At 71.6% G+C, this 15,266-nt stretch carries 16 protein-coding genes and 1 pseudogene; 10 read left to right on the top strand and 7 right to left on the bottom strand.

All coding sequences use genetic code 11. The annotated features are described in order from the left end of the window. Window positions 1-6 precede the first annotated feature (6 nt). The 3 genes from G569_RS0117715 to pdxH are packed head-to-tail and all read left to right on the top strand — an operon-like array spanning window position 7 to window position 3,682. Complete coding sequence (locus G569_RS0117715; RefSeq protein ID WP_028064398.1) at window positions 7-1,653, top strand: acetolactate synthase large subunit; 1,647 nt, start codon at window positions 7-9, stop codon at window positions 1,651-1,653. Continuing rightward, entirely contained in the window at window positions 1,650-3,113 is a 1,464-nt protein-coding gene (locus tag G569_RS0117710) for an NAD-dependent succinate-semialdehyde dehydrogenase (RefSeq protein WP_028064397.1), read from the top strand. Before G569_RS0117715 ends, G569_RS0117710 begins: the two co-directional genes overlap by 4 nt. Then, window positions 3,110-3,682 (top strand): pyridoxamine 5'-phosphate oxidase, encoded by a 573-nt coding sequence (gene pdxH / locus G569_RS0117705; RefSeq protein WP_245602507.1) that lies wholly within the window; start codon window positions 3,110-3,112, stop codon window positions 3,680-3,682. Before G569_RS0117710 ends, pdxH begins: the two co-directional genes overlap by 4 nt. A gap of 9 nt (window positions 3,683-3,691) precedes the next feature. Here the strand turns inward: pdxH and mmuM are convergent, their stop codons facing one another. The 3 genes from mmuM to G569_RS0117690 form a co-directional block, all read right to left on the bottom strand. Further along, window positions 3,692-4,477 carry a homocysteine S-methyltransferase gene (mmuM, locus tag G569_RS0117700; protein WP_053226538.1) on the bottom strand — a complete coding sequence of 262 codons (786 nt, stop codon included), beginning with the start codon at window positions 4,475-4,477 and terminating at the stop codon, window positions 3,692-3,694. Between the two features lie 135 nt (window positions 4,478-4,612). Further along, window positions 4,613-5,395 (bottom strand): GNAT family N-acetyltransferase, encoded by a 783-nt coding sequence (locus tag G569_RS0117695; protein WP_028064394.1) that lies wholly within the window; start codon window positions 5,393-5,395, stop codon window positions 4,613-4,615. Then, the gene (locus tag G569_RS0117690) at window positions 5,385-6,713 is read right to left on the bottom strand and encodes a class II fumarate hydratase (RefSeq protein WP_028064393.1); all 1,329 of its coding nucleotides are present in this window, start codon (window positions 6,711-6,713) and stop codon (window positions 5,385-5,387) included. Before G569_RS0117690 ends, G569_RS0117695 begins: the two co-directional genes overlap by 11 nt. A gap of 89 nt (window positions 6,714-6,802) precedes the next feature. On the opposite strand from G569_RS0117690, the gene G569_RS65990 reads away from it, so the two are divergent. Next, window positions 6,803-6,991, top strand: coding sequence for an NfeD C-terminal domain-containing protein (locus tag G569_RS65990; protein ID WP_503473924.1), 189 nt, complete (start codon window positions 6,803-6,805; stop codon window positions 6,989-6,991). Between the two features lies 1 nt (window position 6,992). Further along, entirely contained in the window at window positions 6,993-8,399 is a 1,407-nt protein-coding gene (locus G569_RS49380; RefSeq protein WP_211233018.1) for an SPFH domain-containing protein, read from the top strand. Here the strand turns inward: G569_RS49380 and G569_RS66400 are convergent. From G569_RS66400 to G569_RS0117665, 4 genes and pseudogenes are all read right to left on the bottom strand, one after another. Further along, on the bottom strand, window positions 8,396-8,668 hold the full coding sequence (locus G569_RS66400) for an anti-sigma factor (protein WP_371683476.1): 273 nt from the start codon (window positions 8,666-8,668) through the stop codon (window positions 8,396-8,398). The genes G569_RS49380 and G569_RS66400 overlap by 4 nt on opposite strands. Before the next feature lie 12 nt (window positions 8,669-8,680). Next, window positions 8,681-8,996 (bottom strand): annotated as a pseudogene (locus G569_RS66395) (DUF4394 domain-containing protein); the annotation flags it as partial. Between the two features lie 169 nt (window positions 8,997-9,165). Further along, a complete protein-coding gene (locus G569_RS49375) occupies window positions 9,166-9,639 on the bottom strand; it encodes a winged helix-turn-helix transcriptional regulator (RefSeq protein ID WP_053226537.1) in 474 nt (157 codons plus the stop codon). 23 nt (window positions 9,640-9,662) lie between these two features. Further along, window positions 9,663-10,502, bottom strand: a complete 840-nt coding sequence (locus G569_RS0117665; protein ID WP_028064390.1) for an alpha/beta fold hydrolase — start codon at window positions 10,500-10,502, stop codon at window positions 9,663-9,665. Window positions 10,503-10,538: 36 nt separating this feature from the next. Here G569_RS0117665 and G569_RS0117660 point away from each other — a divergent pair, with 36 nt between their 5' ends. From G569_RS0117660 to G569_RS0117640, 5 genes are read left to right on the top strand one after another with little or no spacing between them, the layout of a single operon-like run. After that, a complete protein-coding gene (locus tag G569_RS0117660; RefSeq protein WP_028064389.1) occupies window positions 10,539-12,602 on the top strand; it encodes a xanthine dehydrogenase family protein molybdopterin-binding subunit in 2,064 nt (687 codons plus the stop codon). Then, window positions 12,599-12,811: a hypothetical protein gene (locus G569_RS63820; RefSeq protein ID WP_028064388.1), complete on the top strand. Its 213-nt coding sequence runs from the start codon at window positions 12,599-12,601 to the stop codon at window positions 12,809-12,811. The genes G569_RS0117660 and G569_RS63820 overlap by 4 nt, the downstream gene beginning before the upstream one ends. Then, window positions 12,808-13,536, top strand: a complete 729-nt coding sequence (locus G569_RS49370; RefSeq protein WP_169542169.1) for an FAD binding domain-containing protein — start codon at window positions 12,808-12,810, stop codon at window positions 13,534-13,536. Before G569_RS63820 ends, G569_RS49370 begins: the two co-directional genes overlap by 4 nt. Further along, window positions 13,533-13,958 carry a (2Fe-2S)-binding protein gene (locus G569_RS0117645; protein ID WP_028064387.1) on the top strand — a complete coding sequence of 142 codons (426 nt, stop codon included), beginning with the start codon at window positions 13,533-13,535 and terminating at the stop codon, window positions 13,956-13,958. The genes G569_RS49370 and G569_RS0117645 overlap by 4 nt, the downstream gene beginning before the upstream one ends. Continuing rightward, window positions 13,955-15,253, top strand: coding sequence for an MATE family efflux transporter (locus tag G569_RS0117640; RefSeq protein ID WP_028064386.1), 1,299 nt, complete (start codon window positions 13,955-13,957; stop codon window positions 15,251-15,253). Before G569_RS0117645 ends, G569_RS0117640 begins: the two co-directional genes overlap by 4 nt. Window positions 15,254-15,266: the final 13 nt, after the last annotated feature.

The raw sequence follows: 15,266 nt of genomic DNA, 5'->3' as shown, positions 1-15,266 counted from the left end.
CGGACATTGAGTTCTCGCAAAGCGTCTGACCTGTTCGTGGAGTGCCTGGAGGCCGAGGGCGTCAAGTACGTGTTCGGCATACCGGGCGAGGAGACCCTCGACCTGAATGAGTCCCTGCAGGACTCCTCGGTGCGGTTCGTGCCCGTGCGGCACGAGCAGGGCGGGGCGTACATGGCCGACATGTACGGCCGGCTCACCGGCCGCGCCGGCGTCTGCCTGGGCACGCTCGGCCCGGGCGCGACGAACCTGATCACCGCCGTGGCGGACGCGTTCCTGGACCGCTCGCCGCTCGTCGCCCTCACCGGGCAGGCCGACCTGCAGCGGATGCACAAGGAGTCGCATCAGCACATCGACATCGTCTCGATGTTCAAGCCGGTGACGAAGTGGAACACGCGCGTCAACGCGGCGGGCGTGATCCCCGAGGTCGTCCGCAAGGCCTTCAAGGTCGCGCAGGAGCCCAAGCCAGGACCGACCCACATCGAGCTGCCCGAGGACGTGATGGGCGACACGCTCGACGCCGAGCCGCTGCCCGCCCCCACGCACACGCGCCGCTTGGAGCCCAGCGCCGCCGACCTGCTCGCCGCCGCCGAGCTGATCGGCAACGCGATCAACCCGATCATCCTGGCCGGCAACGGGGTCGCCCGCGCGGGTGCGGCCAGCGCGCTGCGCGAGCTCGCGCGGGCCACCGGGATCGGGGTCGCCGAGACGTTCATGGGCAAGGGCGCGCTCGACTACGAGGATCCCCACGCCCTCGGCACCGTCGGACTGCAGTCGCGCGATTACGCGCTCGCAGGGTTCGAGGACGCCGACGTGGTCATCACCGTCGGCTACGACCTCGTCGAGCACTCGCCGTCGAACTGGAACCCCAAGCGCGACAAGAAGATCGTCTGCATCGACAGCGTCCCGTCAGAGGTCGACGAGCACTTCATCACCGAGATCGACCTGATCGGCGACCTCTATCACATCCTCAGCCGCCTGGCCGAGGAGCTCCGCCACTCGCCGCGGACCGTCACCCGCTCGCGGCTGGACGACATCGTGCTCGGCCGGTTCGAGGCGGCCAAGACCGACAACGCCTTCCCGATGCAACCCCCCCGCGCGCTGTGGGAGATCCGGCAGGCGCTCGGCCGTCACGACATGCTGATCTCCGACGTCGGGCTGCACAAGCTGTGGATCGCCCGCATGTTCCCCGCCCACGAGCCGAACACGGTGCTGATCGCCAACGGCCTGGCGGGGATGGGGATCGCGCTGCCGACCGCGATCGCGGCCAAGCTCGTGTACCCCGGCCGGCGGGTGGTGACCGTCAACGGCGACGGCGGGTTCCTCATGAACGTGCAGGAGCTCGAGACGGCCGTGCGGCTGAAGACCCCGATCGTCAACGTCATCTGGGAGAACTCCCAATTCGGCTCGATCGTTTGGAAGCAGGACAAGAAGTTCGGCCGCCACTTCGGTACAGACTTCACCAATCCAGACTTCGTCAAGCTGGCGGACGCCTTCGGGATGCCGGCCTGGCGCTGTGAGTCCGTCGAGGACTTCGGCAGGCACTTGCGACATGCACTCTCGCTCGACCTTCCCAGCCTGATCGTGGTACCCATCGACTACTCGCTGGACGTGTCGATCTCAGAGGAACTCGGAACGGAAACGGTGGTCGTATGAGCGCAACGCAGGAGCGGACCGCGGTCGACGCGGTCCCGACGCAGCTGTTCATCGGCGGCGAGTGGCGCGACGCTTCCGGCGGCGCGACGCTGGACGTCGAGGACCCCTCGACCGGCGACGCGATCGCCTCGGTCGCGGACGCGACGCCCGACGACGCGCGCGCCGCGTTGGACGCCGCGTGCGCGGTGCAGGACGAGTGGGCGGTCCACCCGCCTCGCGAGCGGGGCGAGATCCTGCGCCGCGCGTACGAGGCGATGGTCGCGAACGTGGACGACCTCGCGCTCGTGATGACGCTCGAGATGGGCAAGCCCGTGGCCGAGTCCAAGGCCGAGATCGCCTACGCGGCGGAGTTCCTGCGCTGGTTCTCCGAGGAGGCCGTGCGGATCGAGGGTCGCTTCGGGACCGCGCCGACCGGCATCGGGCGGCTGATCACGATGAAGCAGCCGGTCGGCCCGTGTTACGCGATCACGCCGTGGAACTTCCCGGCCGCGATGGGCACGCGCAAGATCGGCCCCGCGATCGCCGCCGGCTGCACGATGGTCATCAAGCCCGCGCAGCAGACGCCGTTGAGCATGCTCGCGCTGGCGAAGATCTTCCAGGAGGCGGGGCTGCCGGACGGCGTGTTGAACGTGCTGACCGCGTCCTCCTCAGGTGAGGTGTCGGCGCCGATCGTCAACGATCCCCGGCTGCGCAAGCTGACCTTCACGGGCTCGACCGAGGTCGGCCGCAAGCTCGTCGAGCAGAGCGCCAAGGGCCTGCTGCGGACCTCGATGGAGCTCGGCGGCAACGCGCCGTTCCTGGTCTTCGCCGACGCCGACGTCGACGCGGCCGTCGAGGGCGCGATCATCGCCAAGATGCGCAACATCGGCGAGGCCTGCACGGCCGCCAACCGCTTCCACGTGGCCGATCGCGTCGCCGACGAGTTCGCGGAGAAGCTGGCGGCGAAGCTCGGCGCGATGAAGGTCGGGCGCGGCGTCGAGGACGACGTCAAGGTCGGCCCGCTGATCGACGGCACGCAGCGCGACAAGGTCGCCGAGCTGGTCGACGACGCCACCGGCAAGGGCGCGAGCGTCCTCGTCGGCGGTACCAAGCGTGACGGCGCGGGCTACTTCTTCGACCCGACCGTGCTCGCGGGCGTCTCACCGGACTCGCGCCTGCTCAAGGAGGAGATCTTCGGCCCGGTCGCGCCGGTCGTCGGCTTCGACGACGAGGAGGCGGCGATCGCCGCCGCCAACGACACCGAGTACGGCCTCGTCGCCTACGTCTACACGAGTGACATCAAGCGGGCGTTCCGGGTCGTCGAGAAGCTCCAGACCGGCATGGTCGGGCTCAACCAGGGTCTGGTCTCCAACGCCGCGGCGCCGTTCGGCGGCGTCAAGGCCTCCGGCTTCGGCCGCGAGGGCGGCAAGGAGGGCATCGAGGAGTACCTGGAGACCAAATATGTTGCAATGGCGATGTGAGCGAACCGCTCGAGCTCTTTCGCCATTGGTATGAGGGCGCGGTCGCCGCGGGCGTTCTGGAGCCCGAGGCGATGGCGCTCGCCACGGCCGACGCCTCCGGCATGCCGGCGGTGCGCTTCGTGCTGCTCAAGGGCATCGACGACCGCGGCGTCGAGTTCTTCACCAACTACGAGTCCCGCAAGGGCCGCGAGCTGATCGCCAACCCCCGCGCGGCCCTGGCGGTGCTGTGGAAGCCCCTGCACCGCCAGGTGCGCCTCGAAGGCCCGGTCGAGGTGCTCTCGCCCGAGGAGTCCGACGCCTACTTCGCGACCCGCTCCCGCGGGTCGCAGCTCGGCGCCTGGGCATCCCGCCAGTCCGAGGTGATCCCGGACCGCGAGTGGCTGGAGACGCGCCTGCGCGAGCTGGACGCGTCGTACCCGGCAACGGTCCCCCGACCGCCGCACTGGGGCGGTTTCCGGCTCCTCCCGAGCGCGATCGAGTTCTGGCAAGGCCAACCGAACCGCCTCCACGACCGCGAACTCTGGACCCGCGCCGAGGGCGGCTGGGTCTCCACCCGCCTCTCGCCTTAGTTAAAGGGGTCAGGCCCCTTTAGGTTCGCTGAGCGCGGCTGGGCCGATCCCGCAGCAGCCGCCGACGAGCGCCGCGGCGCCGCTCCACGTCTGCGCGGCGCCGCTCCACGTCTTCGTCGCCGCGTCGTAGGCGCGGCCCGCGTTCGGGTAGGCGACGAGCGGGAGGTCGGTGACGCTCCTGATGCGGTTCAGCAGCTCGTCCATGAACTCCGGCGCGGTGCAGTTGACGCCGACCGCGGCGACGCTGTCGTGGGCGACGACGGCGCCTACCGCGTCCTCGATGCGCTCGCCGTGGCCGGTGCGCTCGCCGTCGCGACACGTGAACGTCACCCAGCAGTCGAGGTCGTGGACGAGCGAGGCGATGTGGGCCGCCTCGTCGGCGCGCGGCTGGGTCTCGATCGCGAGGAAGTCCGGACCCGCCTCGATCAGCGCCGCGACGCGGCGCTCGTGCCAGCCCGCCGGGACGTCGAAGTCGCCGGTGTACTCCTGCCCGCCGGCCAAAGACGCTCCGTACGGCGCGACGCTCGCGGCGACGAGCGCCCCTGAGGCGCGGGCGATCCGCACGCTCTCGGCGAGCAGCTCCAAGGGCGCCTGGTAGCTGGCGCTGATGACGACCTCCGCCCCCGCGTCCACGAACGCGCGGTGGGCGGCGAGGACGAGCTCCGGCTGGTCGCGGAGGATGCGGGCGGTCCAGAGCGGGTCGTCGAGGTCGGCGCCGAGCTCCTCGAGCGCGGTCGACAGCCCGCCGTCGAGCTGGATGCGGCGACCGCTAGCCAGCAGGTCGTGGAGCAGCACGTCGGACCGCCACGGTGAGCACTCCCGCCAGGATGAACGCCACGCCGCACAGCTGCAACACGGACAGGTAGGTCGGGTAGTGCCCGACAGCGCCCCGCGCGTACGCCCACCGGTACAGGGCGGCGGTGGCGGGCGTCACCCGACGATGCAGGCGGTGCCGACCCGCTTGAAGCCCAGGCGACCGTAGACGCGGGCGATGTCCTCGCTGCCCGCGGACAGGAACACGGTCTCGACGCCCCGAGCGATCGCGTCCTCGACCAGCGCACCGGTGAGCGCGCCGCCGATGCCCTGACGGCGGACGATCGGCAGCGTGGCGATCCCGACGACCTCGGTGACGCCTTCGACCGGCTGATGGGCGCCCGCGGCGACGATCCCGAACTCGCCTTCGGCGACGGCGGTGACGGTCAGCCCGGCGCGGGTGCGCTCGACGAGCCAGTCGAGGCCCTTGTCGTTCACGGCGGCGTCGCGTTCGCCGCGGCCCTCAGGTCCCGCCGAGGTCCCCTCGGCGCCGAAGCCGACGTCCTGGACCGCGCGCGAGATCGTCAGCGCCTCACGGTCGTCGGCGTCGAGCACGCGCAGCGTCACGCCGGGCGGCGGCTCGGGCGCCCGCCACGAGCCACGGTCGAGCACCATCAACGGCGCCTCGAGGACGTCCAGGGCGGCGTCGCGGGCGGCGGCGAGCAGCGACGGCGTCGTCTCGTGCACCCACTCCAAGCTCTCGGGCTGGCCGAGCTCGCGCTTGCGCGCCAGAGCGGCCCGGACCTCGTCAGCGGTGTACGTGTGCTCCAGCCCGAGCCGGGGCCGCACGTAGTACTTCCACGGGCCCGTCCCCACGAACAGCGAGAACGGGCCGACCTCCTCGACCCGCGCCGCAAAGCGCGGCGCGGCGTCGTAGTAGCGCTCCAGCTCAGGAAGCACTGCTTCCCGCGGCGATCTTGCGCAGGTCCAGCGCCTTGTCGAGGGTCTCCTCGTCGACGCCGTGCTTGCGGGCGACCTCGCGCAGCGTCCCGCCGGAGGCCGAGGCCTCCTTGACGATCGCGGCCGCGCGGTCGTAGCCGATGAATGGGTTCAGCGCGGTGGCGACGGCCAGCGTGCCCTCGGCCGAGTTCTCCAGGCCGGCCAGGTTCGGCTCGATCCCGTCCACGCACTTGGAGGCGAAGATCTTCGCGGTCGAGGACAGCAGCGCGATCGACTGCAGCAGGTTGCGGGCGATCAGCGGGATGCGCACGTTGAGCTCGAACTGGCCCTGGAGGCCGCCGACCGTGATCGCCGTGTCGTTGCCGATCACCTGCGCGGAGACCTGGAGCACGACCTCCGGGATGACCGGGTTGACCTTCCCCGGCATGATCGACGAGCCCTTCTGCAGCTCGGGCAGGAAGATCTCCCCGATGCCCACGCGGGGGCCGGAGCCCATCAGCGCGAGGTCGCCGGCGATCTTGGTCAGCGAGACCGCGACGACCTTCAGCGCGCCGCTCAGCTCGACCAGCGCGTCGCGGTTGCCCTGCGCCTCGAACGGGTCCTCCGGAGCGGAGATGGTCAGCCCGGTGTCGGCCGACAGCTTCTCGCGCACCTTCGCCGCGAAGTCGCGGTGGGTGTTGAGGCCGGTGCCCGTGGCGGTGCCGCCGAGCGGGATCTGCGCGACCTGCGGCAACGCGTTGGCGATCCGCTTCTGCCCGAGGCGGATCTGCGCCGCGTAGCCCGCGAACTCCTGCCCGAGCGTCACCGGCACCGCGTCCATCAGGTGCGTGCGGCCGGACTTCACGAGGTCCTTGTAGGCCTCGGCCTTGGCCGAGAACGACGCCTCGAGCTGCGCCAGCGCCGGCAGCAGCGTGTTCGTCGCCTCGTCCAGCGCGGCCAGGTGCACGGCCGACGGGAAGACGTCGTTGGACGACTGCCCCATGTTCACGTGGTCGTTCGGGTGCGCACCGGACAGCGTCGCGATGACCTCGTTGGAGTTCATGTTCGACGACGTCCCCGAGCCCGTCTGGAAGACGTCGATCGGGAACTGCGCGTCGTGCTTGCCCTCGGCGATCTCATCGCCGGCGGCCGCGATCTTCTCGGCCAGCTCCGCGTCGAGCAGCCCGAGCTCCGCGTTGACCCGTGCCGCGGTGCCCTTGATGCGCCCGAGCCAGCGGACGACCGGCAGCGGGACGCGTTCTCCCGAAACAGGGAAGTTCGCAACGGCCTTCGTGGTCTCGCCGCCCCACAGCTCCGTCGGGGTGTCCTGCACGCTCATGGGCTCCTCCGCGACATATTCGGTTCCGGTTCCCTTACGCTAGCGCTGCATTGTCCATCGCCTCATCGCCAGTTGGCTGCCTCGGCAGGGTGACCTCCACCGGGGGGATCGCACCGGGACGCACAGGCGAGGTCATGGTCGCGATAAGGGGCGGCGTGGAGGCATTCCTCGCCCGCGACGTGAATGGCGGATCCATCGAGCCGTACACCGAGGTCGTGGTGGTCGAGTACCAACCGCCTCGGCTCGTGCTCGTCACCCCCCTCACACAGGAGACCTGAAGTGAACACCACGCTGATCGTGGTCATCGCCGTCATCGTGCTCGTCCCGCTCGTTCTGGCGATCTTGTTCAAGGTGTTGTGGAAGGTGCCGGCCGCTGACGAAGCCCTGATCGTCACCGGTTTCGGCGTCAAGGGCGCGGCGGTCGCCGATCGCACGTTCAAGATCGTCACGGGCGGCGGCGCGTTCGTCGTGCCCGTGATGCAGAAGGCGCAGTACCTCGGGATGTCGGCCGACAAGGCGCTGCTCGAGGTTGAAGGCGTCGACTCCCAGAAGATCCCCGTCGGCGTACGCGGCGTCGCGATCTTCAAGGTCGGCGACGACGGGCGCTCGATCACGAACGCCGCCACCCGCTTCCTCGACGCGCAGTCCGGTCAGATGCACGACCTCGTCCGCGAGGTCTTCCACGGCCACCTGCGCTCGATCATCGGCGGGCTCTCGGTCGAGGACCTGATCGCCAACCGCAACGAGCTCGCCCAGGCGACGCGCGACGCCAGCGCGGACGAGATGCAGAAGCTCGGCCTGATCATCGACTCGCTGCAGATCCAGGAGATCATCGACCCGACCGGCTACATCCGGGCGCTCGGCGAGCCGCGGGCCGCCGAGGTGAAGATGCGCGCCCGGATCGCCGCCGCGGCGTCCGATCGTGAGGCGACCGAGCGCGAGCAGGAGGCCGAGGCGCTCAAGGCCGCCGCGCGCCGCGACTCCGAGATCAAGCGCGCCGCCTACCAGGCGGAGATCGACAAGCAGGCCGCGCAGTCGGCCCAGGCCGGCCCGCTGGCCGACGCCGAGGCGCGCAAGCAGGTCGTCGTGCAGGAGACCGCGGTCGCCGAGCTCGAGGCCGAGCGCGAGGAGAAGCGCCTGGACACGCAGGTCCGCAAGCCCGCCGACGCCGCCGCCTACGAGAAGCAGGTCCAGGCGGAGGCCGAGCGGGTCGCCCGCATCTCGATCGCCGAGGCGCAGGCGCGCGAGGTCGAGCTCGCCGCGGCGGCCAAGGCCAAGCAGATCGAGCAGATCGGCGCCTCCGAGGCGCGCATCACCACCCAGCGCGGCATCGCCGAGGGCGAGGCCACCAAGGCCAAGGGCGAGGCCGAGGGCGCGTCGATCCGGGCCAAGGGCCTGGCCGAGGCGGAGTCGATCGCCAAGCGCGCCGAGGCCCTGGAGAAGGAAGCCGACGCGGTCATCGGCCAGCAGATCGCCGAGCAGCTGCCGGAGATCGTCCGCGCCGCCGCCGAGTCCTTCAAGCACGTCGACAACCTCACGGTGCTCAACGGCGCGCAGGGGATCTCGGAGATCATCGCCCAGGTGATCGGGCAGGCCGGCCCGGCGCTCGAGATGGCTCAGAGCGCGCTCGCCCGCACCAGCAAGGCCGCGACCAACGGCGCCAAGCCGGAGGAGAAGTCCGCCTAGCGCAGGACCTCCGGGCCGATGGTGCGCGGGTCACCGTCGGCCGGCTGGAGGGTGACCGAGAGGCGCGGGTAGACCTTGGGGTCCGCCGCCGCGAGCAGGCGGACCTCGCCGCGGCCGTTCGCGTCAGGATGGAACGTCCCGGCCGAGACCCGGTGGGGACGGCCCGGGCGATCGTCCGGCGCGACGAACCACAGCTCGTAGAGACCTCTCGGGCGCGGGTCGGGCTGGCGGTCGATGTTCGCGTAGCCGGCGCCGACGATGCGCGGCATCCCGGGGTTGAGCAGCTTGTCGGCGCTCAGCAGCGTGCCCTCGTCGACGTTCAGGCGCACGTTCTGGGCCGCGTCGGAGACGACCCGGATCTTGTCGACGACCGGGTTGAAGTCGACGCCGAAGGAACGCCCGCTGAGGCCGGGGGTGAAGGCCGGGCCCTCGGCCACGGCGATCGTTGAGGCGGTAGACGACCGAGTCCGAGCCGACGCCGTAGAGGTCGCCGGTGGCGGGGCGGAAGTCGATCCCGGCGAGCGTCACGCCCGCGGGCAGCCCGGTGATCGTCCGGTAGGACTCGATCCGGTCCGGCCGCTTGGACTCGAACTGCACCAGCTGATTGGAGTCGGTCGTCGCGAACAACTCGCGCGACTGGCCGTGGGTGGTCTTCGCGGCGGCCGTGCCGGGCGGCGGAGAGGGTGAGGACGGTGGCGAGCGCCGCGGCGCGGCGCAGTGGGGAGGTGAACATGGCCCCGAGTTCGGGGCGGGGCTCACGAAAGGTTCATGCTTCGGTGAGCGGCGACGCGCCTTCAGTCACGTCGCTGCGCTCGGGCGTGACCTCGTGCGGGTCGAGCTCCTCGCGGCAGTGCGAGCACACCAGCGTGGGCTCGGCGATGTGACCGCACGGGTTGTGGCGCAGGAGCACCGGCGGCCCGAGCTCGCCGCTCAGGTGCTTGTCGCCCCAGCGCATCAGGGTCACGATCGCCGGATAGAGGTCCTTCCCGGCCTGGGAGAGGCGGTACTCGTAGCGTTCGGGCTCCTCCTGGTAGAGGACGCGAACGAGGATTCCCGCGCCGACCAGGGTCTGCAGACGGGTGGAGAGGATGTTGCGTGCGATCCCGAGATTGCGCTGGATGTCCGAGAACCGGCGGACGCCGTAGAACGACTCACGCAGGATCAGGAACGTCCACCGTTCGCCAAGGATCTCCATGGCGCGCCCGATCGAGCACGTCATCGGCCGGTCCAGCTCGTACATCTCCTTAAACGATAACGATCTCCTCACCCACAAAAGGCAAGAATTTCGCGTGCCAGACCTACCGGATCGTCGTAGGCCATCAGGTAGCCGGTGCGCTTGAGGATCCGCAACTGCGCGTCGGGGAGGAGGTCGAGCGCCTCCTCGGCGATCGCGAGCGGGTGGAACGGGTCCTCATCCGCCCACAGCAGCAGCACGGGGAACGCGAAGCCGGGGTAGGCGTCGATCAGGTCACGCTGCGCGCCGCGCGGCCACCGACGTGCCGCCTTGGCCCAGGAGCGGACGCGGTTGCCGTTGCCGCCGAGGTCCATCAGCGCGTGCCGGACGAGGTCGCGGGCGCCTGGGGCGTCGGTGACGGTCAGCTTGTCGCCGTGGCTCGGGCGCAGCGCGAGGGCCGCCGTCCGCGCCAGCAGGCGGTCGATGCCGGGGACGGCGGCCGCCCGCACCACGATGCGCCCTGTCTTCTCCAGCCCGCCGCGGTTGGGCTTGGTGTGCATCGGGTTCGGCAGCAGCACGAGCTTGGCGGGCGTGGTCGTGTGGGCGGCGATCGAGCGCAGCGCCAGCTGGGCGCCGACGCCGTGGCCGGCCACGAGCGGGCGCGGGCCGCAGGTGTCGAGCAGGAACCCCGCGACCACCTCGGTGAGCCAGTCGGGTGAGTACGGGTGCGTCGGCCGGTCCTCGGACGCCCCGTGCAGCGGCAGGTCCGGGAGGACGACCCGGTAGCGGCGCGCGAGCTCGTCGACGATCGGCTCGTACTCGCGGTGGGTGAGGCCCTTGGAGTGCAACAGCGCGAGCGCGGGTCCGGTCCCCGCCTCGCGATACGCGATCCGTGCGCCATCGGAGTGGTGGTACAGCCGAAGCTTCACTGCGGGCCGCAGCTTCCCACAAGTAGTCTCGATGTCGTGGGCGCCGCGGGGTCGATCGGCCGGCCGGTCCGCCGTCGCGAGGACGAGCGGATCCTGTCCGGACACACACAGTTCCTGGACGACATCCGGCTCGACGGGATGCTGCACATGGCGTTCGTGCGCAGTCCGCACGCCCACGCGCGGGTCCGTGCCGTGCGCGGGGCGCTGTGGACCGCGGCCGACCTGGTGGGGCTCGCGGTCCCGGCTCGCGTCGACCCGCCGCCTGGCCTGATCGTGGCCGACGCGCCGCACCCGGTCCTGGCGGGCGACGAGGTCCGCTACGAGGGCCAGCCGGTCGCGGTCGTCGTCGGCGAGACGCGCGCCGAGGCCGAGGACGCGCTCGACCGGGTCGAGGTCGACTACGAGGTGCTCGAGCCGGTGCTCGATCCGCGCGCGGGGGAGGAGCTCGCGCGCTGGGAGCAGCGGGCGGGCGACGTCGAGGGCGCGTTCGCGCGGGCGGCGCACGTGGTCCGGACCGAGCACGTCATCCCCCGGCTGGTGGCGAGCCCGCTGGAGACCCGCGGCGCGATCGCCCGGCGCGAGGACGAGCGGCTGACGGTCTGGACGTCGTCGCAGAGCGCGCACCGCTCGCGCACGCAGCTGTGGCAGATCCTCGGCCTCCCGGCGCACGTGATCCGCGTGATCGTCCCGGACGTCGGCGGCGCGTTCGAGTCCAAGGGGACGTTGCCCGTCGAGACGCCGGTCGTCGCGCTGGGGGCGATCGAGCTCGGGCGGCCGGTGAAGTGGATCGAGGATCGGCGCGAGAACCTGTTGTGCGCGCCGCAGGGGCGCGGGCAGCGGGCGTCCGTCGAGCTGGCGCTCGATGCGGACGGCCGCATCCTCGGGCTGCGCGGGCGCATCCTGGCCGACCTCGGCGCCTATCTGCTCCCGAGCACCGCGATCCCGCCGCACACGACCGCGATGGGATTGAGCGGCAGCTACGACATCCCCGCGGTCGAGGTGATCGTCACCGGCGCGCGGACCAACCGCGTCCCGACGGCGCCGTACCGCGGGTCGGGGCGGCCGGAGGCGACGTACCTGATCGAGACGACGATCGACGCGGCCGCGCGCGAGCTCGGGATCGACGCGCTCGAGCTGCGCCGGCGCAACCTGGTGCGGTCGTTCCCGCACCGGACCGCGCTCGGCTGGACGTACGACTCGGGCGACTACGAGTCCTGCCTGAACCTGGCGGTCGCGTTGTCGCGGACGCGCCGGCGGTCCCCGGGCGCCTCCTGGACGGCGGCGCCGGACGCGCAGGACCGGCGGTCGCCGGACTCCTGGTCCTCGCCGCCCGCCGTCGAGCGGCGCGAGGTGCTGACGGGCGTCGGCGTCGCGCTCTACGTGGCGCGCTGCGGCGGGCTGTACGAGACCGCGACCGTGCGGCGTTCAGGTGAGGAGTTCGTCGTGTGCGTGGGCTCGGTGCCGAGCGGGCAGGGGCATCACACGCTGTTCGCGCAGATCGCCGCGGGCCGGCTCGGCGTGGACGCGTCCCGCGTGCGGGTCGTGACCGGGGACACGGACGCGCTCGCCGACGGCGTGGGCTCGTTCGCGGCGCGCACGACGGTCATGGGCGGCTCGGCGGTCGCCGCGGCGGTCGACGACCTGCTCGCCGGCGGCCCCGGGGACGCGCGCTTCGAGGCTCCGCAGGTGTTCTCGTCGGGCGCCTACGTGGCGGTGGTCGAGATCACGCGCGCCACCGGTGCGGTGCGCGTCCGGCGGCTGGTCGCGGTCGACGACGCGGGGCGGATCGTCAACCCGATGCTGGCCGAAGGGCAGGTGATCGGGGCCGCGGTGCAGGGCCTCGGCGCGGTCCTCACCGAGGAGGCGCCGGCGTCGAGCCTGCTCGATTACGCGCTGCTGACCGCGGCCGAGATCCCCGAGTTCTCGACCGCGTTCGTGGAGAATCCGTCGCCGCTGAACCCCCTGGGCGCGAAGGGCATCGGGGAGGCCGGGACGATCGGCGCGCCCGCCGCCGTGGCCAACGCGGTCGCGAACGCCCTGGGCGGGCGGCGCGTCGACCCGCCGTTCACCGCCGAGAAGGTCTGGCGGGCGATGCAGTGAGGTGGCCGACCCAACTGCGCGACGCCGATGGCGCGATCGTGCTCGAGGAGGTCGACGAGGACGCCGGGACGGCGACGTACCGCGTGCATGGTCGCCGGTCGGTGACGCTCTCGGCCGACGGCCCGTTCGAGGACGCCCCGCCGGTGCTCCGAGTCGTCCTCGATCCGCCGGTGTTCGGTCGCTTCGTCCCCGCGAGTCGGTGGTCGTGAAGCCCGCGGCGTTCGAATACGTGGCCGCGCGGTCGGTCGACGAGGCCCTCGAGGCGCTGGCGGTCGAGGGCGCGCGGGTGCTGGCAGGCGGGCAGTCGCTGATGCCGCTGCTCAACGCCCGCGAGGTCCGTCCTTCGCGGCTCGTCGACATCAACCACGCGGGGCTGGGCGTCATCCGGCGGCGCGACGGCGCGCTGTCGCTCGGCGCGACCGTTCGCCAGGCCGCGCTGCTGCGCTCGGCGATCGTCTTGGAGGGCTGGCCGCTGCTCGCGCTGGCCGCCGCCCACGTCGGCACACCTGCGACCCGCACGCGCGGAACGGTCGGTGGCTCGCTCATGCACGACGACCCGCGCGCGGCTCTACCAGCGGCTTTGGCGGCCCTCGACGCCCACCCCAAACAGAAAGACGGCCTGCTCCCGTTTAAGTTGCTTTTAGAAATTGAGGTGCCTCCGATGCCGAAGGCCGCGCGCTGTGGGTACGCGCAGTTCGCTCGCACCCGGGGGGTGTTCCCGGACGCCGGCGCGGCGGTGGTGGTTGCGCCGGGGCATGTGGCGATCGCGCTGCTGGGGACCGGGCGGGCGGCTCGTGCCGAGGCGGCGGTGCGGGCGGGGGCGAGCGCGCGTGAGGCGGGCGAGATCGCGGCCGAGCTGGTCGAAGGCGACCACCGGCGCGCGTTGGTCGCCGACGTCACCCGCCGCGCGCTCGAACAGGCGGGTCGCCGATGAGGGTGCGCATCAACGGCACGACGTACGAGACCGAGGTCGAGGCCCGCACCCTCCTGAGCGACTTCATCCGCGACCAGGGGCTGACGGGCACCAAGGTCGGGTGCGAGGACGGCGTCTGCGGCACGTGCACGGTGCAGGTCGACGGCGAGCCCGTCCGGTCGTGCCTGATGCTCGCCGTCCAGGCCGACGGGTGTGACGTGCGCACGATCGAGGGCCTGGCGCCAGGGCGGCTCCAGCGCAGCCTGCACGAGCACCACGCGCTCCAGTGCGGGTTCTGCACCGCCGGGTTCCTGATGACGCTCGACGCCTACCTCGCGGAGCATCCCGACCCGACCGAGCCGGAGCTCCGCGACGCGCTCGCCGGGAACCTCTGCCGCTGCACGGGCTACAAGCCGATCATCGAGGCGGTGCTCGAGCTATGAGGCTCCGCTCCCGCTACGACCGCGAGATCCTCCTGCTCGGCCTGCCCGCGCTCGGGGCGCTGGCAGCCGAGCCGCTGTACGTGCTCGTCGACACCGCGATCGTCGGCCACCTGGGAACCACGCAGCTCGCGTCGCTGGCGATCGCGGCGACGGTGATGTCGACCGCGTTCACGATCTTCAACTTCCTCACCTACGGCACGACGGCGCAGGTCTCGCGGCTGCACGGCGCGGGCCGCGACCAGGACGCCACGGCGCTGGGGTCGCAGGCCCTGTGGCTCGGCGTGGGGATCGGGCTCGTCCTGCTCGTGCTGATCGAGCTGCTGGCGCCGGCGGTGGTGTCGCTGATGGGCGGCGAGGGCGAGGTCGCCGACGGCGCCGTCCTCTACCTGCGGATCTCGGCGCTCGGCGGCCCGCTGTTCATCCTCGCCAGCGCCGCCCAGGGCTACCTGCGCGGGATGGGCGACCTGCGGACGCCGCTGTACGTCCTGCTCGCCGCCCACACCGTCAACGTCGCCCTCGAGCTGCTGTTCGTCTACGGGTTCGACTGGGGCCTAAAGGGCTCGGCGTGGGGAACGGTGATCGCGCAGGCGGGGATGGCGGCCGCGTTCTTCGTCGTCCAGTACCGCGCGGGGCTGGAGCGTCCACACCCGGACAAGATGCGCCCGCTGATGCGGATCGGCTCCGAGATCGCCGTGCGCACGACGGCGCTGACCGGCTCGTTCCTGCTCGGCTCGGCGGTGCTGGCGCGGATCGGGGCGGCGTCGCTGGGCGCGCACCAGATCGCGTTCCAGCTCTGGGTCTTCCTCGCGCTGCTGCTCGACGCGATCGCGATCGCCGGGCAGGTGATGGTCGGGCGCATGCTCGGTGCGGGCGCGGCGGGGGAGGCACGTGAGGCGGCGGTGCGGATGATCGGCTGGTCGGTCGCGATCGGCGCACTGTTCGGTGTGATCCTGCTCGCGCTCGGCGATCTCGTCCCGAAGCTGTTCACCGACGATCCCGCGGTGGTCGCCAAGGCCCACGAGATCTGGCCGCTGTTCGCGCTGATGATGCCGTTCAACGGCGCGGTGTTCGCGCTCGACGGGATTCTCATCGGCGCTGGTGACACACGGTTTTTGATGTACGGCATGATCGCCGCGGCGGCCGTCTACATCCCGATCGTCCTGCTCTCGCTGCACAACGACTGGGGCATCCTCGGGGTGTGGTGGGGCCTGGTCGCGCTGATCGCCGTTCGTCTAGTTACGTGCGGCATTCGGTTCGCCGGATCGCGCTGGGCGTTGACAGGCGCGCCCGCGTGACTACCCTTTCCCC

The sequence above is a fragment of the Solirubrobacter soli DSM 22325 genome, from assembly GCF_000423665.1.
In the GTDB taxonomy this organism is placed as follows: Bacteria; Actinomycetota; Thermoleophilia; order Solirubrobacterales; family Solirubrobacteraceae; genus Solirubrobacter; species Solirubrobacter soli.
Note: the sequence above shows the minus strand (reverse complement) of the source record. Positions and strands in the feature narration are given on the sequence as shown.